This window comes from Cellvibrio chitinivorans (assembly GCF_035117775.1).
Taxonomy (GTDB): Bacteria; Pseudomonadota; Gammaproteobacteria; order Pseudomonadales; family Cellvibrionaceae; genus Cellvibrio; species Cellvibrio chitinivorans.
Genome location: NZ_JAYKKN010000001.1, coordinates 510,646 through 531,950 on the forward strand (window position 1 = coordinate 510,646; position 21,305 = coordinate 531,950).

Annotated in this window: 19 protein-coding genes; 8 read left to right on the top strand and 11 right to left on the bottom strand. The window is 50.4% G+C overall.

Going from position 1 to position 21,305, the window contains the following annotated elements; all coding sequences use genetic code 11:
• The 3 genes from SPL68_RS02220 (at nt 1) to SPL68_RS02230 (ending at nt 2,262) form a co-directional block, all read left to right on the top strand.
• Complete coding sequence (locus SPL68_RS02220) at nt 1-1,170, top strand: sensor histidine kinase (protein ID WP_323813432.1); 1,170 nt, start codon at nt 1-3, stop codon at nt 1,168-1,170.
• Nucleotides 1,163-1,879, top strand: a complete 717-nt coding sequence (locus tag SPL68_RS02225) for a LytR/AlgR family response regulator transcription factor (protein ID WP_323813433.1) — start codon at nt 1,163-1,165, stop codon at nt 1,877-1,879. Before SPL68_RS02220 ends, SPL68_RS02225 begins: the two co-directional genes overlap by 8 nt.
• Before the next feature lie 116 nt (nt 1,880-1,995).
• Complete coding sequence (locus SPL68_RS02230; RefSeq protein ID WP_323813434.1) at nt 1,996-2,262, top strand: superinfection immunity protein; 267 nt, start codon at nt 1,996-1,998, stop codon at nt 2,260-2,262.
• 234 nt (nt 2,263-2,496) lie between these two features.
• Here the strand turns inward: SPL68_RS02230 and SPL68_RS02235 are convergent, their stop codons facing one another.
• From SPL68_RS02235 to SPL68_RS02255, 5 genes are all read right to left on the bottom strand, one after another.
• Nucleotides 2,497-3,504: an alpha-L-glutamate ligase-like protein gene (locus SPL68_RS02235; protein ID WP_323813435.1), complete on the bottom strand. Its 1,008-nt coding sequence runs from the start codon at nt 3,502-3,504 to the stop codon at nt 2,497-2,499.
• The gene (locus SPL68_RS02240; RefSeq protein ID WP_323813436.1) at nt 3,501-5,084 is read right to left on the bottom strand and encodes an inactive transglutaminase family protein; all 1,584 of its coding nucleotides are present in this window, start codon (nt 5,082-5,084) and stop codon (nt 3,501-3,503) included. Before SPL68_RS02240 ends, SPL68_RS02235 begins: the two co-directional genes overlap by 4 nt.
• Before the next feature lie 66 nt (nt 5,085-5,150).
• Nucleotides 5,151-5,966: an ATP-dependent zinc protease family protein gene (locus SPL68_RS02245; protein ID WP_323813437.1), complete on the bottom strand. Its 816-nt coding sequence runs from the start codon at nt 5,964-5,966 to the stop codon at nt 5,151-5,153.
• 82 nt (nt 5,967-6,048) lie between these two features.
• Nucleotides 6,049-6,936 carry a lysophospholipid acyltransferase family protein gene (locus tag SPL68_RS02250; protein ID WP_323813438.1) on the bottom strand — a complete coding sequence of 296 codons (888 nt, stop codon included), beginning with the start codon at nt 6,934-6,936 and terminating at the stop codon, nt 6,049-6,051.
• A 200-nt stretch (nt 6,937-7,136) separates the two neighbouring features.
• Nucleotides 7,137-7,703 carry a CBS domain-containing protein gene (locus SPL68_RS02255; RefSeq protein WP_323813439.1) on the bottom strand — a complete coding sequence of 189 codons (567 nt, stop codon included), beginning with the start codon at nt 7,701-7,703 and terminating at the stop codon, nt 7,137-7,139.
• Between the two features lie 372 nt (nt 7,704-8,075).
• Here SPL68_RS02255 and glyQ point away from each other — a divergent pair, with 372 nt between their 5' ends.
• From glyQ to pelA, 5 genes are all read left to right on the top strand, one after another.
• Nucleotides 8,076-9,059 carry a glycine--tRNA ligase subunit alpha gene (gene glyQ / locus SPL68_RS02260; protein WP_323813440.1) on the top strand — a complete coding sequence of 328 codons (984 nt, stop codon included), beginning with the start codon at nt 8,076-8,078 and terminating at the stop codon, nt 9,057-9,059.
• Nucleotides 9,059-11,152, top strand: coding sequence for a glycine--tRNA ligase subunit beta (glyS, locus tag SPL68_RS02265; protein WP_323813441.1), 2,094 nt, complete (start codon nt 9,059-9,061; stop codon nt 11,150-11,152). The genes glyQ and glyS overlap by 1 nt, the downstream gene beginning before the upstream one ends.
• A 156-nt stretch (nt 11,153-11,308) precedes the next feature.
• Entirely contained in the window at nt 11,309-11,884 is a 576-nt protein-coding gene (gene gmhB / locus SPL68_RS02270; RefSeq protein ID WP_323813442.1) for a D-glycero-beta-D-manno-heptose 1,7-bisphosphate 7-phosphatase, read from the top strand.
• A gap of 24 nt (nt 11,885-11,908) precedes the next feature.
• On the top strand, nt 11,909-12,667 hold the full coding sequence (locus tag SPL68_RS02275) for a lysophospholipid acyltransferase family protein (protein WP_323813443.1): 759 nt from the start codon (nt 11,909-11,911) through the stop codon (nt 12,665-12,667).
• 26 nt (nt 12,668-12,693) lie between these two features.
• A complete protein-coding gene (pelA, locus tag SPL68_RS02280; protein ID WP_323813444.1) occupies nt 12,694-13,833 on the top strand; it encodes a pectate lyase in 1,140 nt (379 codons plus the stop codon).
• An 18-nt stretch (nt 13,834-13,851) separates the two neighbouring features.
• Here the strand turns inward: pelA and SPL68_RS02285 are convergent, their stop codons facing one another.
• From SPL68_RS02285 to SPL68_RS02310, 6 genes are all read right to left on the bottom strand, one after another.
• Nucleotides 13,852-14,595: a GNAT family N-acetyltransferase gene (locus tag SPL68_RS02285; RefSeq protein ID WP_323813445.1), complete on the bottom strand. Its 744-nt coding sequence runs from the start codon at nt 14,593-14,595 to the stop codon at nt 13,852-13,854.
• An 8-nt stretch (nt 14,596-14,603) separates the two neighbouring features.
• Nucleotides 14,604-15,044, bottom strand: a complete 441-nt coding sequence (locus SPL68_RS02290; protein ID WP_323813446.1) for a DMT family transporter — start codon at nt 15,042-15,044, stop codon at nt 14,604-14,606.
• On the bottom strand, nt 15,041-15,667 hold the full coding sequence (locus SPL68_RS02295) for an NAD(P)H-dependent oxidoreductase (protein ID WP_323813447.1): 627 nt from the start codon (nt 15,665-15,667) through the stop codon (nt 15,041-15,043). The genes SPL68_RS02290 and SPL68_RS02295 overlap by 4 nt, the downstream gene beginning before the upstream one ends.
• Nucleotides 15,668-15,764: 97 nt before the next feature.
• Nucleotides 15,765-16,355 carry a Crp/Fnr family transcriptional regulator gene (locus SPL68_RS02300; RefSeq protein WP_323813448.1) on the bottom strand — a complete coding sequence of 197 codons (591 nt, stop codon included), beginning with the start codon at nt 16,353-16,355 and terminating at the stop codon, nt 15,765-15,767.
• A gap of 141 nt (nt 16,356-16,496) precedes the next feature.
• A complete protein-coding gene (locus SPL68_RS02305; protein WP_323813449.1) occupies nt 16,497-19,037 on the bottom strand; it encodes a pectate lyase family protein in 2,541 nt (846 codons plus the stop codon).
• A 111-nt stretch (nt 19,038-19,148) separates the two neighbouring features.
• Entirely contained in the window at nt 19,149-21,248 is a 2,100-nt protein-coding gene (locus SPL68_RS02310) for a pectate lyase family protein (RefSeq protein WP_323813450.1), read from the bottom strand.
• Between the last annotated feature and the right edge of the window lie 57 nt (nt 21,249-21,305).

A 21,305-nucleotide genomic window follows, 5' to 3' on the forward strand; every position in this document is an offset into this window, starting at 1 on the left:
GTGTCCATTCATTTATACACACAGAATTTTTGGAAAAGTGTAAAACCCTATTGGGATATCAGCTTTCAATGCAGCCGCAGTTATCGTTGGGTGATGAGTATTGTTACTACGCTGTATTTTTTAAGTGTCATGGTCATGATGCAATCCATGTTTCGCAGCGAATCCAATCAAATGCTGCCCGCACTCCTGTTTCGCGCTTGTGTTGAAGCGGGAATATTTTTTATTTCCTGCCACTTTTTTATTCGCCCTTATCTCAAACTTTACCTTCTCCCACAAAATCGTTTTGGTTGGAACGTTTTACAATTTTTATGTTTTGCATTTTGCCTTGCCCTTGTGATGATTGTGCTGATCATACAATTGGCCAAATTATCACCCTTTGGAAATTTGGATTTCAGCAATATCAACATCCAACATCCTGATGATGCAAAAAACAATATGACCATGAAGCTCACCCTTTTCACTCTGGTGTTTATTGGGGCGATTAATTTAACGCTGATGTACAGCATTTGGGCACTTGCGTATTTGTTTTGGCATACCTTGGTGAGTAAAAAGCAAATTCAACGGCAGATGCGCGAGGCGCAAATGCAACAGCTCACCAATCAATTGAATCCGCACTTTTTATTTAATGCATTGAATAGTATTCGCGCGCTGATCTTTGAAGACCAGCAAAAAGCAGCACATACTCTCACGCAACTCTCTGAGCTGTTTCGTGTACATTTGCAAAGCCATTTAAATCCGGTGTCCGCACTGGAGGATGAATGGCAAATTGCGCAGCGCTATCTGGAAATTGAACAGGTGCGGTTAGAGCAGCGTTTGCAATTGGAGCTCAAATTTGATGAATCGCTTTGGCAGCAACAATTGCCGACACTGACACTACTAACACTAGTGGAGAACGCCATCAAACATGGCATTAATCCGAGCCAAATATCCGGCACGCTGGAAATTATTAGCCGCCGTTTGGATAAAAAACATTGGCAAATCTGCGTGAATAATACCTTGGATGGAGATGCTATGGTTCCGGGAACTCAAACCGGACTAGCTAATTTGCAACAGCGCTTGCACCTGCTTTCACCGCTGCACACATTATCCTATCGCAAAACACCACAGCATTTTGAAGTGACTATAAATATGTATCAGGCGGAATCGGCAATGGAGCTGACAGATGATTAAGGCGCTGATCGTTGATGACGAGCGCTTGGCACGTGCTGAGTTAAAACGTTTGCTCGCCGCGCATCCACAGATTGATATCTGTGCCGAAGCCGCAAGTGCCGATGAAGCCAAACAATTGCTGGCCGAGTTCCCCATTAACTTGGTGTTTCTGGATATTCAAATGCCCGGCACCAACGGTTTGGAATTGGCAGCAACATTGAATCCGCAATTGCAATTTGTGTTTTGCACGGCGTTTGATTCTTTCGCGCTGGATGCCTTTGAATTAAATGCATTGGATTATTTGGTGAAGCCGATTAACCCGGACCGTTTAGCAAAAACCTTGCAGCGGCTTACTCATACACCCGCACAACAACCTCAAGCAAATTATTTACCGGAATCCCACGGATTGTTGCTGAAATTTGGCGATAACAAGCGAATTGTGCGCTTGAGTGAAATTAATCGTTTTGAAAGTGTGGGCAACCACAGCGCGGTGTACACCTGTTATGGCAAAAGTTTTTTGCACAGCTCACTTTCCAAAATTGAGCAGCGTTTAGACCCACAACAATTTTTCCGCGCGAGCCGCGCTGATATTGTGCGAGTGAGCGCGATTAAAGAATTAGAAACCGGTTTAACACCGGGTAGTATGCTGGCGATTTTACAGGATGACCAAATCGTAGAAGTTAGCCGTCGACAAGTGCAGGTATTGCGCACGGTGTTTGGCGGATTCTAGTTCCAAACCGTTTATCACCGAAATTCACCTCTGTTCATTTTTTTGCGTCCTGCTCCCGAACAATATTTGACACTGCATTCCTGTCTTTCAATTACGATAATGTGAGGATGCAATCAATGGATATGGTAACGACGTTTTTCCAACAGCTTGAGCAAGCACCTGTCATCGCATGGTTATGGGTTATTCCACTAACGTTTGTAATCTGGTTTATTCCCAGTATTTTGGCGCTACTTTTCAATCGTAAATATTTGAAATTGATTTTTCTGGCAAATATTCCCGCCGGATTTTCTTTTATCGCGTGGGGCGCATGTATTCTGTGGGCAGTAACTGGAAAAGTAACAGAGAAGGTAAAACAAAAAAATACTGCGGAGAGGACTTCTTAATCCCCCCACCCCTCTTTTGCAAAGAGGGGTGTCATTTCTCCTTTGGTAAAAAAGGAGACGGGGAAGGATTTATTAATGCTCGCGCGTCGGCGCCAGACGGTTCTCCAGCATCGACAGGGTGAAGCCGGTCAGGATGATCAGTACAAACACGCCAATTAACAGGCCAGGTCCAACAATAGCAGAGGTCGACATCAGAATTTCTCCGTTGAGGTTTAGTGATTCAGTGAGCGCAGATTACAAACCATCTGCAGTAAAGGTTTTCATTACATAATCCACCCGCTGTTCGGCGGTGCGGTGCATACGTTCTTTAAGCGACTCAATGTGGCGCAGACGCGGCAACAACCCGCGGCCGTTGGCGACTTGAATTGCCAGACCGGGGCGCGCGTTGAGTTCGAGCAGTTGCGCGCCGCGAACCTTATCCAGTACCAGATCGGTGCCGATATAACCTAACCCCGTCATTTCGTAGCATTTGGATGCCAATAGCAACCAGCTTTTCCAATCGGCGATTTGAATCTCATTGAGCGCGCGCTTGGTGTCCGGGTGATGAGTGACCGGCTTGGAGTGCTGTACCGCTTTAAGCGCGCGACCGGTGGCGATATCCAGCCCCACCCCCACTGCCCCCTGATGCAGGTTGGCTTTGCCGTCCGACTTGTGCGTCGCGAGGCGCAGCATGGCCATTACCGGATAACCTTTAAAAGTGATGATGCGGATATCCGGTACACCTTCATAGGAGTAGTCTTTGAAGTAGTCGTCGAACTGGATCAGGTCTTCGATGATCACTACATCCGGCTTGCCGCCCAAGGAATACAAGCCAGCCAAGGCGTTGGACATATGACGGCGAATGTCTTCAATGGTGATCTCTGCGCCCGAGGCTTTGATGAACTTGTCGCCGCGGCGGCCGATGATCACCAGAATCCCCTTGCCGCCCGAGCCTTTCGCCGGTTTGATTGCAAAGGCTTCCAGCGCCATCAACTTCTCTTCGATGTGGGCAATCTCAAACTGGGCGTTGACCACAAAAAACAGCTTGGGCGTGGCAACTTCATACTCTTCCGCCAGCAGCTTGGTTTTGAGTTTGTTATCCACCAAGGGAAACAAGCTGCGTGGATTGTAGGTGGCAATAAAGTCGTGGTTGCGGCAGTTCATGCCGAGTATACCCATGCGCTTTAAACGCCAGGGACTAACCCAGGAATTCCACCAGCGTTTGATTCCCGCTGGACTCATTGGCGCCGATGGTGCACTCATGCATCGGCTCCTTTGTCTGAGTCAGTTTTGGGCAAATCGGTTAGCTTGGGGCCATTGGCGTTATCCACCATAGCGCGGAAACGGCGCAGTTCGGAGAGTTTGTAGCCGGTGTATTGACCCATCAACATGATCAGCGCCAAGGCAACCAGATTCAGCTCGGGGAAGTTGAAGGTCAAGTGGCCGACAATCGACAACTGCATCAGCGCATAAGCCAGTACCGCCACCAACAGGCTGCCGCCGCCCTGCACCATTACCTCTTTCGGACCTTCTTCCTCCCACAGGATCGACATACGCTCGATAGTCCAGGCGATGATGATCATTGGGAAGAAGGTGATAGTCATGCCGGTGTTAAAGCCCATCTGGTAACCCACCAGACTCAGGGCGGAGATGATAAAAATCACCAACACCACCAAGGTCGCAATCCGCGAGATCAGCAAAAGGTTAAGCCGCGATAAGTAGGTGCGCAGTACCAAGCCCATCGCCACTACGCTGACAAAACTGATGACGCCCAATACCAGCGAGGTCTGCAAAAACGCCATGGCGATCAAAATCGGCATAAAGGTGCCGGAGGTTTTGAGGCCGATAATGATGCGCATAAACACCACCACCAACGCGCCCATCGGCAACAGCAGCAACAGCTTGAACATGCTCTGCTCTTCGATGGGCAAGTGCTGGATGCTGAGCACGCTGAAGACGCTGTCTTTGGATTGCCCTTTGATCAGATCCAGCGCCGGTACGGTTTGATGGATCATGGAGAAGCTCACGCGCGAGCGGTTGCCGCCCGCCACATCCAGAATCGACTCACCGCCGGTATGCCAAAGCAGCAGGTTTTCAGGTACGCCCTGCTCGCCGGTGTAGGGGTTAAACAGCACCCAGGTTTCGCCATCAAACACCTGCACCAAACGGGTCAAGCTTTGGTGACGACGGGCATCTTCCAGATACAAACCCAGCGCCGGACGCGCCGCTATGCCCGCCTGATTGACGAGCTTTTCCAGCAGCACTGACTTTTCCGCTTGCACCGACAACAACAGCGCCGAGTTTTGGTCGAGGGTTTCCGAGTTGAGCAATTTGATCAGCTCGCGCGCCAGACTTTGCTGGGTACTGGATTTGGCGTAAGCAGTCGCCAGCACTTGCTGGGCGGCAGTCTCTTGCGAAGGTCCATCCCAATCGACATGGCTGGCGCTGGGCAGACTGAGCGGCGCGGCTGCGGTGGCTTCACCATCCATCTCGATAAATTGGGTTTTGTAATAGATGGTCTGGGGGCCGACTGCCTCGCGCTTGGACCATTCACCACGGCGCACGCCATCTTCACTCACCACCGAATAACCATAACCGGGCGCGGCGGCCTGCTCGCTAAAGCTGCGGTAGCCGGGCGGCTCGTCGGGCAAACCCAAGCGGGCAGTCACTGGTTCGCCAGTGGCATCAAAGTCGATGCGCGCCTCAATCAGCCACACGGGCTTTTGCACACCCGGAGTGAAGGGTATTTCCATTTGGTGATGGCGCATCAAAGCGGTGCCCAAACCGACCAGCACAAGCAGGCCGATAACGGCATAAAAAGGGGCGCGTGAAGGTTTTTTCATGAACATGATCCTTAAAGGCGGGTCTTGCAACGCCGGTACGAATGACCGGCGTTAGAGGTAATCGATTTATTTTTTCGCGGCTGACGAACCTGAACTGCTAATCGCTTCATCCACCCGCTGCAGGGGCGCGAGGTTATTGCCACTCACATCCACCAACATCACATCGCGCAGCAAATTGCGGCCGATCAGAACGGGGAATTCGGAGGTGCTGCGATCCGAGAGAATAAACTCGCCTCTCTGGGTCAGCTTGCCGATGGTGAAACGAATTTCCACTACCGGGCGGCGATCTGGCGTAGGGCTGGCGGACTGCACAGTTTGGAAGCGCAGACGCTTGCGCTCCAAAATGTGCGGCTCTTTGGTCTCGGGGTTATAGATAGTAAAGCGCACCCACTCTTCGCCGTTGCGCTCAAACATTTGAATGTTGCGCGCATCGATCACCGAATTGGCCACGCTGGTGCTGATTTTTGCCTGCATCACAATATTCAAACCGGCGATCAACGCCTGCTCACGCAAGCCGACAATTTGCTTATCGAGCAAGGCTTGAACTTTGGCCGGATTACTCACCATCACCGGAACTGGCGGGCACTTAGCTTTGGGCGCCACGCGCTCGATTATCTGCGGTTTGGCTTCAATCGCCTGCTGTTGCACTACCAACTGCTGTTGCACCTGCTGCAACTGGCTCAGGATTTGCGCCTGCTGCTGGCCGAGCTGCTGACCTTGCGTCTCATAGTTCGCCACACAAGCGTTGGCAGTGGCCAATCCTTCCTGCGTTTGCTGCAAGACTTTTTGCTGGGTACAGGCGCTGAGCGAGAAGATCGCTGCTGTCGCCAGAGTCAGGACCCGCAGCGGGCGCCAGTTAGTTGGGACTACAGATGTATTCATTGCAACAACCAGATATATCGATTATGTGAAAAATGATGTGTAACTAACTACTAAAGTCACGTGGTTCAAGTGTAGCGGTTGATCAGGATTTGAACCGGTAATGTTGAGGATAAGACTCCGGCAAACGATAGAAACGCCGGTATTCCCACTGGTACTGCGCCGGTGCGCGGCGGACGCAGGCCTCGACACTGGCGTTTAACCCCGTCACCGAGGTGAGCGGATCTTCACTGTAAATCTGCGCATCCGCCTCAATCACCACCAACTTGAAACCGCCTTTAACGCGCTCGGCATAGCATGAGCAAACCGCGCAGCCAGTGCGCTGGATTAAACCCTGCACCAGTGTCATCGTCAGTGCGGGATGCCCCATAAAAGGTGCTATCTCACCGCCAGCGTCGCTGCCAGGAACCTGATCGGGCAGGATGCCAACAATAGTGCCGCCCTGTAGCGCTTTGAATAACATCATCACACCTTTGCGATTGGTCGGCGCCATAGTGATATTGAGTTTGCTGCGCCCGGCCAGTACCAGCTCATCCATTTTAGGGTTGTCGAGCGGTTGGTACATCGCCGTGAGATTAGCCACACTCGCCAGATAAGGCGCTACCACTTCCCAATTGCCATGATGGGGCGCCAGTACCAATACACCCTTACCCTCGGCCAGCTTGGCACGCAGGAGTTCATCGCCCTCCATCGCCACGATTTGCCCCTGCAACCAGCTCCAGGAATTGCGCCAGATGGCTCCTGCTTCCGCTGCCGTTTTGGCAGTCTCCTGCAGGCTTTGGCGCGCCAGCGTTTTTTGTTCAGCGGGGGATAACTCAGGAAAACAGAGTGCGATGTTCACGCGGGTGATCTTGGCGGCGCGGGTATTTAACAGCCAGATAAGCCAGCCGAGCGCACTGCCTAGCGCGCGCAAAACGCACAGAGGTAGCAGAGCCAGTAGTTTAAACAGTGCAGGTGCCAGATGATCTTTCATGGGACGCGCGCCAATGCAACAAAAAGTGCGCGCAGCTTACCGGAAAAAAAGCGACAACTAAATGCTCGAACCACCCCAAGAGCGGGGATATTTGCGTGTGAAAGGCGGGACGTTACAAAACACAGCGGCTTAGAAAAAGAAAATAGACTAGAAAAAAGAAAACGGGCTAGTGGCAAGCCCGCTCTCAAAGGGTTGGACAATCAGTGCGCGGTTACCGCGGTGAAAATATCGACAAAGGTCAGCTCTTTTTCGATCTCCACCGGCGCGTGCAAACGGCTGGATATCTCGCGGGAAGACACTATGCCGCGGATATGGTGTGCATCTTTATCCACCACCAGCAGATATTCCTGATGGGATTTTTTCAGCGTCGAAACCACATCGGCCACGGTCGCACGTTTAAATTGGTCGTAATCGATGGCGCGGATACTCGCGCGGCTGTGCATCAAATCGCGCACCAGCAGTTCATCGCGTTTCACATGCAGCGCCATTTGGCGCAGCTGCATATTGTGGTCGGCCAGATCGTCAACGCTGATCACCCCGACAAATTCTTTGCTGCCATCCACCACCAGTTTGATCTGGACATCTTCCGCCAACATCACTTCCAGCGCTTCAGTCGCCTCAAGATGGCTATCAACCATGTGGGGTTTATGGCTGCGGAAATCAGTGAGAATCGCCAGCGCCGATGTGGAACCCTGCACATCGTCAAACTCTTCCGGTTTAACCAGATGATCATTCGCTGCTAACGAAAACACGTTTAAATTTTTCATGACAAACCCCGGTAGCTCTACAGCTCGATAATAAAGTTGAGTAACTCAGAAAGAGCGTTGCCGTCTTTACAACTGGCGACTTAATCGCCCCTCTGACGCTCACTCTGTGATTACAACATAGGCTCTGAAAGTGACGATTAAAACCCTCAAAACGGGCTTTTACGCTGGATTTACTCAGTGTTTACGAGCGCTTTACTCAACGCGTAAAACCGCTGTAACAACGCACCAGCAAAGCGCTCGAATTTGCAATTTATGGGTCTGAGCGCACCAAAAGGTACACATGAGATAAGCGCTGACAGCGCGCGGCCTTGGCGGCTATAATCCCCGCATTTTTTGCATTTCATTGACCACCATTCACAGATCAGGTCCACCATGTCTGAAAAACGATACGACGTAAGCACCTTTCAGGGTTTGATTCTCGCCCTGCAAGACTACTGGGCGCGCCAAGGCTGCGTGATTCTGCAACCGCTCGACCTCGAAGTCGGCGCCGGTACTTTCCACCCCGCGACTTTCCTGCGCGCCATTGGCCCGGAAACCTGGAACACCGCCTACGTGCAACCCTGCCGCCGCCCGAAAGACGGACGCTACGGCGAAAACCCCAACCGCTTGCAGCACTACTATCAATTTCAGGTGGCGATGAAGCCATCGCCCGCCAATATCCAGGATTTGTATCTGGGCTCGCTGCGCGAAATGGGGATCGACACCAATGTGCACGACATCCGCTTTGTGGAAGACAACTGGGAATCACCCACCCTCGGCGCCTGGGGTCTGGGTTGGGAAGTCTGGTTAAACGGTATGGAAGTTACCCAGTTCACCTACTTCCAACAAGTCGGCGGTTTGGAATGCTTCCCGGTCACCGGTGAGATCACTTACGGTATTGAGCGTATCGCTATGTACCTGCAGGGTGTGGATTCGATTTTTGATTTGGTTTGGACCATCAACCCGAACGGCGACAAGGTCACCTACGGCGATGTGTTCCATCAAAATGAAGTGGAGCAATCCACCTACAACTTTGAAGAAGCCGACACCGCATTTTTGTTCAGCAATTTCGATTTCTACGAAAAAGAAAGCCAGCGCTTGATGGAAAAAAATCTGCCGCTGCCCGCGTATGAAATGGTGATGAAAGCATCCCATGCTTTTAACTTGCTGGATGCGCGCCACGCCATTTCTGTGACCGAGCGCCAGCGTTTTATTTTGCGTGTGCGCACCCTGTCGCGCGCCGTTGCCCAAGCTTATTACGATAGCCGCAAAGCCCTCGGCTTCCCCCTTGCTCCTGAAGCCTTACGTGCAGAGCTTTTAATTTCAACAGCCGCTGAAGGCTCTTCCGCTGCGACTTCTGCTGAGGAGAGTAAATAATGTCTGCTGATTTTCTGGTTACTGATTTTTTAGTAGAGCTGGGTACAGAAGAATTACCACCCAAAAATTTAAAAAATTTGATGAATGCATTTGTTGAAAGCATTCAAGCGGATCTCACCGCACTGGAATTAACTTTCACCGCTGTTAAAGCCTATGCCGCACCACGCCGCTTGGCCGTGTTGGTTGAAAATCTTGCGAGCGAAACACCATCAAGAGAATTGGTTGTCTGGGGCCCACCGGCAGCTATCGCTTTTGATAAAGAAGGTAAGCCGACCAAAGCGGCACTCGCGTTTGCCGAAAAAAATGGCATCGCCGCATCTGAATTAAAAGCTGAGAGCGATGGCAAAGCCGAGAAGTTGGTTGCACGCATTTCCCAACAAGGCCAAGCAACTGCTGGCCTGTTGGAAAAAGTGGTGAGCGATGCACTGGCGAAATTGCCCATTGCCAAACGCATGAAATGGGGCGCAACCCGCGAAGAGTTTGTACGCCCAGTACACTGGTTAGTGATGCTGCTTGGTAGCGATGTGGTTAATGCCAGCATTCTCGGTTTGCAAGCAGGTCGCACCAGCCGTGGTCATCGTTTCCACTACAACAATACGATTGAATTAGCGAAAGCCAGTGACTATGCATCAGTGTTGAAAAACACCGGTTATGTAGTGGCTGATTTCGCCGAACGCAGCGCAACGATCAAAGCCCAAGTTGAAGCTGAAGCGAAAAAAGTTGGCGGCGTTGCAGTAATTGATGCCGACCTGCTCGATGAAGTGACTGCGTTGGTTGAGTGGCCAGTCGCACTGACTGGAAAATTTGAAGAGCGTTTCCTTGCTGTTCCTGCAGAAGCCTTGATTGCTTCCATGAAAGAACACCAAAAATATTTCCACGTGGTAGATGCCAATGGCAAGTTGAAAAACAACTTCATCACTGTGGCGAATATTGAGAGCAAAGATGCCGCGCAAATTATTAACGGCAACGAGCGCGTTATTCGCCCACGTTTGTCCGATGCAGCGTTCTTTTTTGAAACCGATAAAAAAACCACTCTCGCTTCACTGCGCGAGCGTTTGAAAACTATCGTGTTCCAAGCGCAGCTCGGCACTATCTACGATAAGACTGAACGCGTTGCTGGCCTCGCAAAATTAATTGCAGCAAAACTCAATGCAGATACAACTTCAGCAGAGCGCGCAGCGCAATTGTGTAAGTCTGATCTCGTGACCAATATGGTTGGCGAGTTTGATGATATGCAAGGTATCGCCGGTTATTACTACGCGCAAAACGATGGCGAAAATGCCGAAGTGGCTGCCGCGATGAACGAGCAATATATGCCGCGTTTTGCCGGCGACCAATTGCCGCAAACTGTGACCGGTACCATTATCGCACTCGCGGATCGCCTGGATACCATCAGCGGTATTTTCGGTATTGGCCAACAACCATCCGGCTCCAAAGATCCATTCGCTTTGCGCCGTGCAAGCATCGCCGTATTGCGTTTGCTGGTGGAAAAAAATCTGACGCTCGATTTGCGCGAGTTGTTGACCTTCGCTAAAGCACAACACAAAAACTTAACGGTTGGCGATGAACTGGTAGAGCAAGTGCTCAGCTATATGCTCGACCGTTTCCGCGCCATGTTTGAAGATGCGCAGATTCCTGCAGAGGTTTTCCAATCGGTAACGGCAAAACAATTGTCGCAACCTTTGGACATCAACCAACGCGTACATGCCGTAAATGAATTCAGCAAGTTGCCACAGGCGCAGGCCTTGGCTGCCGCTAACAAGCGCGTATCCAATATTCTCGCTAAACAAAATGCAGCGGTAAGCACTGATGTTAATTCAGCATTGCTGCAAGAAGATGCAGAGAAAAATCTGGCTGCAGCCGTAAATGCAAAAGAAGCTTTGGTTGCTCCCTTATTTGCATCACGCGAATACACCAAAGCCTTGGCAGCGCTTGCCGATTTGCAACCGACGGTGGATGCGTTTTTTGATAGCGTAATGGTGATGTGTGAAGATCAGGCGCTACAACAAAACCGTTTGGCGCTGTTAAGCAAATTGCGCGGATTGTTTTTGGAAGTAGCAGATATTTCCTATTTGGTTCCTGCTAAAAACTAATTGGAATCTGGCACAAACTTGTCGTTCGGGGTCGGACGCAAGTTTGTGAGACCGTCTGCAGCATGGACGCTGCAGATGAGCCTCCATGGACGGATTTACGGCGTGTCTCACGGGCTTGCGCCCGACTCCGAACACGCACTCTCCCAGTGAGTACCCATGAAACTAATTATTCTCGACCGCGACGGCGTGATTAATCACGATCGCGATGACTATGTAAAATCCGCCGATGAATGTATTGCCATCCCTGGCAGCATTGATGCGATTGTGCGCCTGCATAAAGCGGGTTACACAGTGGTGATCGCGACCAATCAGGCGGGTTTGGCCAGAGGTAAATTTGAGCTGGAAGATTTGGAAGCAATCCACCAAAAAATTACCGACTTGGTTGTAGAAAACGGCGGCGAGCTGGGCGGTATTTTTTATTGCCCGCATCACCCGGATGACAATTGCAAATGTCGTAAACCCAAACCCGGTTTGCTCGATGCGATTGAAGCAGAATTTAATACTTCTGTTGAAAGCAGTTATGTTGTCGGCGACAGCCTGCGCGACTTGCAAGCCGCTGTGCAAAAAGGCTGTAAACCCATTCTGGTAAAAACCGGCAACGGCGTGCGCACTTTGGCGCAATTGGAAGTTCCCGCGTTACAGAGCGGCACCCCACACATTACGGCGGATCAAGTACAGGTGTTTGATAACCTTGGTGCTGCAGCCGATTTCATTATTACTACCGATAACTAATACCGATCATTCACAGGAATTAACGTGCTCAAGCTTCGCAGTTTTATGTTTGCTGTTGGATACAACCTTACCAGTGCGTTGATCGGTTTTATCGCCGTTCTTATTTGGCCGATCCTTCCCTACTCGTGGCGCTGGCGCATAGTGACTTGCTGGAACCGTTTTGTAATGTTCTGGATTCGCGTGTGCTGCAACGTGCGTTTTGAAATTGTTGGTAACAAACATACCGACAAATTTCCTGCCGTCGTCATGGCCAAACATCAGAGCACTTGGGAAACCATGTTTCTGCAATATTATTTTGGCCCGGTGAGCACCATCCTCAAAAAAGAATTATTTCGTATTCCATTTTTTGGTTGGGGTTTAGCGAGCTTGCGCCCTATCGCAATTGACCGCAGCAATCCAATGCAAGCATTAAAAGATATTAAACGCATCGGCCTGCATCGCTTGGAGCAAGGCAATAATTTACTGATTTTTCCTGAAGGTACACGCACCCCTGTTGGTGAAATTGGCAACTACGCGCGCAGCGGCGCCGACATTGCTATCAGCGCCGGTGTACCCATAATCGCCGTTGCGCACAATGCCGGTGAATGCTGGCCAACCAAAAATTTCATTAAATACCCCGGCACCATTCGCGTTGTTATCAGCGAGCCATTTGAAACCGCAGGTAAAGATCGCAAGCAATTAACGGAAGATGTAAAAAATTGGATCGAAAGCGAAATCGCCAAGATGCCGCCGGCGCGTAAAGATGGTCAACGAGTTGTTGCACAATCAAATACTGCTTCATGAAACATTGCGCCATGAAACACTGCACCATGAAACACTGCACCATAAAACAAGGTATCTGTTCAGTTTTATTGTTATTGGCGCTAAGTGTTTCCACAGCACAAGCGAATGATGCCATCGACATCTCGGGCTTTGAGGACATCATTAAGCATTGGAATGATCAAAATGCCGATGATACTGCCCCGCTTTGGCCGGAAACTAATATCGCCGCAATTGCTGATAATTTATTAATTTATCAGCGCGCCGATGGCGGTTGGCCAGTCAATCGCAATCCGTTGCGCAAATTAACCAGCGCCGAAATTAAAGCCGAACAAGCTCAGCACAACGCACAAGATTCCAGTTTCGATAATCGCAATACTTATCCGCAAATCCGTTATCTAGCAGCTGCTTTTAGAAAGACGAACAATTCACTCTATCGCGATGCTGCGCGCCGCGGCCTCTCTTTTATTATCGATACCCAATTGCCTAACGGCGGATGGACACATACACCCGCACGCACCGATGACTACTTTGGTCATATCACGATTATGGATGCGGTGATGCCAGGAATTTTGACTTTATTGCGCGAAATTAATGAAGGCGATCCCAATTTTATTTTCCTGACCAAACAAGAGCGGCACGCAGCGAAAATCGCGCAAAATCGCGGCGATCAATTACTGCTGCAACTGCAAATAAAACAAAACGGTATTCCGACGATTTGGGCAGGACAATACACGCGCGATAAAGTACAGCCTACGACCGGACGCGCATTCGAGTTACCCGGTTTAGTCGCGCGTGAAAGTGTTGAAGTTGTGCAGTATCTAATGGGTTTTAAAAATCCCAATAAAGCCACCATCAATGCAATTGAAAATGCGATTACTTGGTTTAAGGAAAATGCGATTCAGGGTTTGCGTTATCAGGAGATAGCAGCAAAAGCCGAGCGTTTTGATTTTCATGGTAGCGCATCAGATTTTATTGTAACGCCCGATGCGCAAGCGCCCCTGCTCTGGGCACGCTTTTATGATTTAGCGGATAACACTCCCTTCTTTGCCAACCGCGATGGCACTCGTGTTGCCACACTCAGCGAAGTCGCACGCGAGCGTCGCACCGGCTACAGCTGGTACGGCTACTGGCCTAGCCAGCTTATTGAGCAGGATTATCGCGAATGGAAAAAATCCATCGACCAATAATAATCAATACTTAATCGTTTACGAGCTGCGCTTGTAATTTCGAATTTCAAATTGCCGCTCAAACCCCAACTGCAAATAGAGCGGCTCGCCAGCAGCAGATGCTTGCAGGGTTAGATATTTTCCGCCCATCTCTATACTGATTTTTATCACCTGCTGCATGATCATACGTGCAAATCCCCGGCCGCGATATTCATCTGGCACACCTACCAAATGTACGCCAATGACATCGCCGGTTTGATAGACCAGTGCTGTTGCCACTGCTTGTTCAGCCTCCTTCAATAGCAACAACTTTACTTCAGGTACATCCACCAGAGCGGCAATTGCTGCAACATCAATTGTGTAGCCAAATGCCGCACTCGCAGTGGCGACCCAGGTTTCTATGTCAGTAGGCGATTGCGCTTCTATTACATTGAGTTCAGGTAAATTGGGAAGCACTTGCTGTTGCAAATCCAGATACATTGCCTGCTGTGAAAATAACACCTGAAAACATTCATCTTTTAAAAACACTTCCAATTGATTAGCTGCTTGCCCTGCTCCTATCCAAACAGGTACAACCGCTTGCGCAGGCAATTGATGCAACACCGGAACTATCGAATTAATTTGCTGGATGTTTGCATCCCAATCAAACCAATAACGATTCGGCCATTTTTCTGAAACAGTTAAGCCTTTTTTATTCCACTCGGAATTTTTGTTAATTCCCATCCTCCGCCAGAGCGAGGTCAGATTATCTACATTCAATTGCTTTAATTTTTCTGTGTTCATATTGTTTTTCAGTCCTTATTGATCAATACAATGCCAGCAATCATCGCCACCATACCCAATATTTTTTTCAGGTCGATGGTCTTGATCGGCAAATCAAAAAATCCCCAATGGCTTATCAACATTGCTACGAGGAGTTGTCCCGTCAGCGCAAACGACATCATGGCGCCAACCCCCATACGCGGAATTAGAAAATAAAATGATGCAACACCAAATGCACTGATAGCTCCTGAACACCATAAATACCAAGGTACAGTTTGGATGCTACCCAGTGAAGGTAATTGTCGCGCGGTAATGGCGATCACCAGCAACACACAACAACAAGCCACAACAAACGCGATCGCAGCTGATAACAAAGGGCTTTTTAAAATCACCCCCAAGTGTGCGTTCATGCCTGCCTGAATTGCTATAGCGGCACCGGCTAGTAGCGCTAACCATGAAAAATAATTCATAGCAGTGTTACCAACTCCTGTGCATTAAAGCGCACCTTTTTTTCATGGGCAGTTTTGTCGAGTGGATGGCGAATACCAATGGGGCAAACCGCTGTAGTGGTGAGATTTTTTTCGCGCAAATTTAATACGCGATCAAACCCTTCCACTTCTATTCCCGTCATCGGACAGCTGTCAATTTCCAACACAGCGGCGCAGGTGAGGAAATTGCCCAAGGCAATATAGGCTTGCTGATGCGCCCACTCTTGCCGCTGGGTGTTCGTCATCACCGCCAAAGCAGCTTTGTAATGCTGCGCCATATTTTCAAGTTGCGCAGGATCAACACCGCGCGTTTTGGAAAACATATCGATATAGCGATTTACTGTTGCATCACCAATATTCGTATGTGCGGCAAAGACCACCAGATGCGAGCAGTGCGCGACCTTATCTTGCCCGAGGGAAAATTCAACCAGTTGCTGTTTAATTAGCGGCGATTGGATTACCAATAAATGATACGGCTGCAATCCATAAGATGAAGCGCTCAAGCGCGTTGCATCCAATAATTGCTGCACTTTTTCTGGCGCAACCGGTTCGCTGGAAAATTCGCGCACCGCATAGCGCCAGTGAAGGGATTCAATAATATTCACGCTGTTTACCTCTTTGCTTTTGGCTCTATTCAACAATAGAGCCAGCATAGGGGTAGCAACCTGCGAATTCATTTACATAGGTTGATGAAATAGAAATTTACAAGCTTTTGCGGATGCGACTAAGTTGCGTCGGTGTGATGCCCAGATGGGATGCAATATGGTGTTGCGGCAAGCGCTCTACTAAAAATGGATAGTCTTGAATAAAGCGTTGGTAACGTTGGGTGGCATTTTCCTGCACTATGGCAACTTCACGCGCGTCTTTGGCGAGCAGCCAATTTTTTTCCAGATAGTTGATCTGGAACCATTTTAAATCTTCGTATTTATCCAGCAGTGCGCGATAGGCAGGGAAATCAATTTCAATAATCTGTGCCGGTTCAAGCGCGACTATCGCAAACTGAGACGGTTCATGGCGCAACAAAGCAGCCATAGAACCGGGGAAAGTGCCTTCGTAGAAAAAATTCTTGTTGTACTCATTGCCTTTGTCATCGGTGATAAAAGTTCTGAATAAACCTGAGTGTACAAACGCAAATGACGAAGGTATTTCTCCCAATGCGTACAACACTTGATGTTTTTTCAGTTCACGGTATTTGCAAATTGCGCTGAATAATTCCCAAGTCTCTGCCTCCAAGAGGTAATAAGAGTCCATGGCTTTTTTTAATGCGGCAAAGACATTTTCCATATCATTCATAGGGCAGTTCACTCACTAGCAATATCGGCGCTAGATTTTAGGTAATTCCGCAAAAAGCGGGCAAGAAATTTACGCCATAAAAAAGCCCCGCTGCAGTTTGCACTGCAGCGGGGCTTTTAGGTTTATCCCTTGTGAGGATTTTTATCTAACCTGGCAACCGACTTTGCCCAAGCCCAACACGTAGTGACGGTCGCCCGCCAGTGGTGAGTTGAATGGCATTTGGCCGTATTTGCCGGTGGTCGCGCTCAGGTAATCCACCAAGTCTTGACCGGCTTCAAAGTGCCAGCTGTTGATTTTGCTTTGCGATGCCGCGGAATAATTCAATGCCAAATCCGATACCGAGCCATTGCTGGCAGTCAGGGCGGTTTTGGTTGCGCTATTCAAATCGCAGGTGCTGCTACCGAACCAGAGGAAGTTGCGCTCGTTGCGGAAGTTGCCGTCATCAATATCTTTAAATTGATTTGCAGCCAACTCTGCCAATGAAGCTTCCAGTGAACTCTTTTCCTGATGCGCGGCATTTACTACAAACACGCTGTCTTCCATATGCGCACTCGCGCCTACACGCAAACTCAGGATCTGGTTGCGATAGTTCACGAACACATTGTTAAACATATGGGTGGTGCCACGGCGCAGCAGAGGTACACGGCGCAGGGTATTGCCGAGCAACGTGTAGTCTTCATCGGTAGTGACGAAGGCGTTGTGGTGCATGGTGGTGGTGATTTGTGAATTGATGGTACGGCTGTCGCTGGAGCCGTGCAGTACCGCGCGCTTCACATTCACCAAACGGTTGAATGACATAGTGATGTCATAGGCGCCCACTTTCACATCAAACGCTGAATCGCCGGTGGTATCGAAGGTGTTTTTGTGAATCCAGATATCGTGTGATGCGCCGGTGGAGCGGATCATATCCGGATCGACATAGTGGTCTTCGGTGTGACCCGCGCCCTGGAATTTCAGGTGAGTCATGATCACATTTTCAGACGTTTGGGTTGGCGCGCCATTGCTGTCTTTACCAATCGCGAAACCGCTAAAGATGAAATAGGCTTCAGTGCCACGGCCATCGAGGGTTTTGTTAGAGCCAATCGCCGGAATGCGGATCGGGATATTGCTCTTGTTCATCGCCTTGTTAAAGAACTCAGTGCGACAGGTTTCCAAACCGCTAAAGCCTTTGCGCGCGCACCATGAGTGATAGTCGATACATTCTGCCTGGCTCGCGCCGAGAATCGATTGCACAGTTGCGTCGCCGCAGTACTGGCGATACATACCGATTTCCGATGGCTGCGCAAATTGGATTTTGTCGAACACAATCCAGTTGTGCGCGTTGTCGGTCAGCGCATCAATCAATTGCTGCTCAACGGTCACGCTGGAATTTTTGGTGATAACAGTTAGCTTGCTGCCGCCGTTGGGATTGAACCCACCCTTGGCGTTTTCACCGTAACCCACTGGACTACCCAAGGTTTTGGACAGACACTCAACGATTTCCTGATCGCTTTGCAATGAAGTATCGCGCCAGTTGACCGATGGATTGGTCGCCAATTGGATACAAGCTGCGCTTATCTCACCGCTGGATGAGTTGGCAGAAGAAGCCACACTGCTGCGCGAGCTACTCGATACCGGAACACTGCTGGATGATGCAACGGATGAAGAAGCTGGTGCACTACTTGATGCTACGGATGAAGGAGCACTTGATGAGGGAACACTGGAAGAAGAAACGCTAGATGAACTAACAACCACTGAACCGCCAGTCACTGACAACTGATCGAGGTTAGGGCCGCCATCGCTAGTGACAGATACTGCGCGGATCACGTTGCTACCCGCATTCAGGTAGGCAGTGATCGATTGATTCGCCCAGGTCGCCCAGGCGCCAGTGCCATTAAAGGCCAAACCGGAATTCACTACAGTGCCGTTGACGCTGATCGACATAGGGCGATTGGTGCTGGTGCCATTGGCGAAGCGGAAGTTCAATACCGCATTGCCCGCAGAGGCTTGGTTGACCGTCCACTGGGCGTAGCTGCCGACCAGATTGTCAAAATTCACAAAACCGCTGCCGCTGAAACCGGCGTGATTGGACTCTACTGCCGCTTGCGACAGGCTGCCGCTCTCGGCTTCATAAACCACTGTTTGACTTGCAGGCGCACTGGAGCTGGCTGCGCTTGATGGCGTGCTGGAAGCTATTGAACTGGAAACAACCGAGCTGGAGCTGGCGGTGCCTGTGGCGTTGTACACCTCAATCTCGGCCATGCGCAGTGGCGAGCTGCCGCTGACGATCAGGTTCAGCTTTTTCATCGACACATTGCCCAGATTCACGGTGCGTGCTGAACCTATGCCATTGCCGGTCGCGAGTACCGCACCGGTATCGTTATTCACCAGCTGCCAAGCGCCAACGGTGCTGCCGGATTCACGCAGAATCACCGTATTGAAATTAATCGCACTGCCCCATTTTACGGATACACGCTGGTTGGAAGTGCCACTGGCTTGGGTGTAAGTACTGGCATCGCCATCGCGCACCAGCTTGGTATCGCTAAAACCGGAACCGTCAGCACCGGCGCTGGGGCCAGTCAATGAGAGGTTAGCACCCAGTGTTTGCGCCTGAACCGCCAGCGCCAGACTGGCGGCGCCAAACACCAAACCACGCCCCAACCAATGCAACTGTTGCTTGGATTTTTGTTTGAAAATAGTCATTTCGATTACCTGTGAAAAATTATTGTTATTGAGATTTTTAAGCTTGTTCGACAGCAACGCCGGAGCTGGTGCGAACCAACTCCTGCGCGCTAGAGACGGATCAGCGATCCCTTAAGGCTGGATTTTTCCTACGCCCACGTTCGCAGTCACAATCCCCGGAACATCATCTGCATCATCCATTTGCACCGAGTAAGGCACAGATACAGAACAGGTAGATTGCAATTGGCCGCTCACCACTTGCGGGATAACCAAAGCGCCATTGCCCACGGTGCGGCTGTAGTAAATCTGCGGCAGCACAGTGTTGTCGTTATTGGTTTGCCAGCAGCCTGGCTCAGAGGAATCATCCGAGGCGATCAGCGGGTTGTTGACGTTGTAGAAATAGTTGCTCTCAACCAGCGCCTTGGCGTTCATGCGCGAGTTGATGGCGTGGAACATGTAGTCGATGCTGGTGTTAGACCAGTAGTTGTTATACATGTGCACCAACGCATGACGAATCAGCGGAGTGCGCTGTTCGATGTTTTTGTACCAGTTGTGGTGGAAAGTGATGTTGGTGTTTTTGTTGTCGCTATCACTCGAACCAATCAAACCGGCGCGACTGGAATCGTTAAACAGGTTGTAAGACACAGTCACGTTGGTCACACCGGCTTTCATATCCAGCAATGAGTCGTAACCATCTTTTTCCCCGCCTGACGCTTCGAGCCAGTTGTGGTCGATCCACACGCGGTTGACGTTGGTTTCCATACCGATGGCATCACCGCCGTTTGAGGTTGGCGAACCACTTTTCTTCACATTACGGATATGTACGTTCTGGATAATGATGTTGGACGCATCGCGCACATGAATGCCGATCTCATCAAACAGCGCATTGGTGCCAACACCGAGAATTGAGATGTTGCTCATTTGCTTGACCTCAATCACGTCGTCTTGAGTATTGCAGCCCTGAGATGTGGTGTTGCTGTGGTTGATGGTGCCATTGACGCGAATGATGATTGGCTCGCTCATGGTACTGCGACCGCAAAGTGCCGCGTTCAATTGCGTACCGGTCGATACCGTCACCACAGTACCGCCAGCACCGCCGGTCACGTTGGCGTGAGCCGCAAAACCTTCCATCTTGGCTGGGCGAATCGCACCGTTGTAAGACGAGGCAACACTTGAACTAGCCACTGAGGATGGGGTTGAAGACGCTACTGATGAAGACGCAGGCGCGCTGCTGGATGCTACTGAAGAAGGAGCACTGGACGATGCAACGCTGGATGAGCCAACCACCACTGAGCCGCCAGTCACTGACAACTGATCCAGGTTAGGGCCGCCATCGCTAGTGACAGATACTGCGCGAATCACGTTGCTACCGGCGTTCAAATAAGCCGTTAAAGATTGGTTTGCCCAAGTCGCCCAAGCGCCGGTGCCGTTAAACGCCAAACCGGAATTCACCACAGTGCCATTTACGCTGATCGACATAGGGCGATTGGTAGTAGTGCCATTGGCGAAGCGGAAGTTCAATACCGCATTGCCCGCAGAGGCTTGGTTGACCGTCCACTGGGCGTAGCTGCCGATCAGATTGTCAAAATTCACAAAACCGCTGCCGCTGAAACCAGCATGATTGGACTCCACTGCCGCTTGCGACAGGCTGCCGCTCTCGGCTTGATAAACCACCGTTTGGCTCGCCGATGCACTGGAGCTGGCTGCACTTGATGGAGTGCTGGAGGCAACTGAGCTGGAGCTGACTGCACCAGTGGCGTTGTACACCTCGATCTCGGCCATACGCAGTGGCGAGCTACCGCTCACAATCAGGTTCAGCTTTTTCATGGACACATTGCCCAGATTCACGGTGCGCGCTGAGCCTATGCCGTTGCCGGTTGCGAGAACCGCGCCGGTATCGTTATTCACCAGTTGCCATGCACCGGCGGTGTTGCCGGATTCACGCAAAATCACGGTGTTGAAATTGATCGCGCTGCCCCATTTGACGGACACGCGTTGGTTGGATGTACCACTCGCTTGGGTATAGGTGCTGGCATCGCCATCGCGTACCAGTTTGGTATCGCTAAAACCTGAGCCATCGGCACCGGCGCTGGGGCCAGTCAATGAGAGGTTGGCGCCAAGAGTTTGCGCGTGTACGGCGCAGGCAAGCAGGCTGGTTGCGGCGGTAAGCGCCAGAGTTTGGCCAATGCGGCCGGTGAGCGTTGTTGCAGTCATGAATTTTGTTGAAGTCATGGAAAGTACCTTGATCCTGGGATCGTCGCTGTTTCGTTGTTATTCAGATGTATGCCG

What these genes read in the sequence shown, in the direction of transcription:
- SPL68_RS02225 (WP_323813433.1), top strand. Translation starts at nt 1,163, where the DNA reads ATGATTAAGGCGCTGATCGTTGATGACGAGCGCTTGGCACGTGCTGAG.
- SPL68_RS02230 (WP_323813434.1), top strand. Translation starts at nt 1,996, where the DNA reads ATGGATATGGTAACGACGTTTTTCCAACAGCTTGAGCAAGCACCTGTC.
- SPL68_RS02235 (WP_323813435.1), bottom strand. Translation starts at nt 3,504, where the DNA reads ATGAGTGCACCATCGGCGCCAATGAGTCCAGCGGGAATCAAACGCTGG.
- SPL68_RS02240 (WP_323813436.1), bottom strand. Translation starts at nt 5,084, where the DNA reads ATGAAAAAACCTTCACGCGCCCCTTTTTATGCCGTTATCGGCCTGCTT.
- SPL68_RS02245 (WP_323813437.1), bottom strand. Translation starts at nt 5,966, where the DNA reads ATGAATACATCTGTAGTCCCAACTAACTGGCGCCCGCTGCGGGTCCTG.
- SPL68_RS02250 (WP_323813438.1), bottom strand. Translation starts at nt 6,936, where the DNA reads ATGAAAGATCATCTGGCACCTGCACTGTTTAAACTACTGGCTCTGCTA.
- SPL68_RS02255 (WP_323813439.1), bottom strand. Translation starts at nt 7,703, where the DNA reads ATGAAAAATTTAAACGTGTTTTCGTTAGCAGCGAATGATCATCTGGTT.
- glyQ (WP_323813440.1), top strand. Translation starts at nt 8,076, where the DNA reads ATGTCTGAAAAACGATACGACGTAAGCACCTTTCAGGGTTTGATTCTC.
- glyS (WP_323813441.1), top strand. Translation starts at nt 9,059, where the DNA reads ATGTCTGCTGATTTTCTGGTTACTGATTTTTTAGTAGAGCTGGGTACA.
- gmhB (WP_323813442.1), top strand. Translation starts at nt 11,309, where the DNA reads ATGAAACTAATTATTCTCGACCGCGACGGCGTGATTAATCACGATCGC.
- pelA (WP_323813444.1), top strand. Translation starts at nt 12,694, where the DNA reads ATGAAACACTGCACCATAAAACAAGGTATCTGTTCAGTTTTATTGTTA.
- SPL68_RS02285 (WP_323813445.1), bottom strand. Translation starts at nt 14,595, where the DNA reads ATGAACACAGAAAAATTAAAGCAATTGAATGTAGATAATCTGACCTCG.
- SPL68_RS02290 (WP_323813446.1), bottom strand. Translation starts at nt 15,044, where the DNA reads ATGAATTATTTTTCATGGTTAGCGCTACTAGCCGGTGCCGCTATAGCA.
- SPL68_RS02300 (WP_323813448.1), bottom strand. Translation starts at nt 16,355, where the DNA reads ATGAATGATATGGAAAATGTCTTTGCCGCATTAAAAAAAGCCATGGAC.
- SPL68_RS02305 (WP_323813449.1), bottom strand. Translation starts at nt 19,037, where the DNA reads ATGACTATTTTCAAACAAAAATCCAAGCAACAGTTGCATTGGTTGGGG.
- SPL68_RS02310 (WP_323813450.1), bottom strand. Translation starts at nt 21,248, where the DNA reads ATGACTTCAACAAAATTCATGACTGCAACAACGCTCACCGGCCGCATT.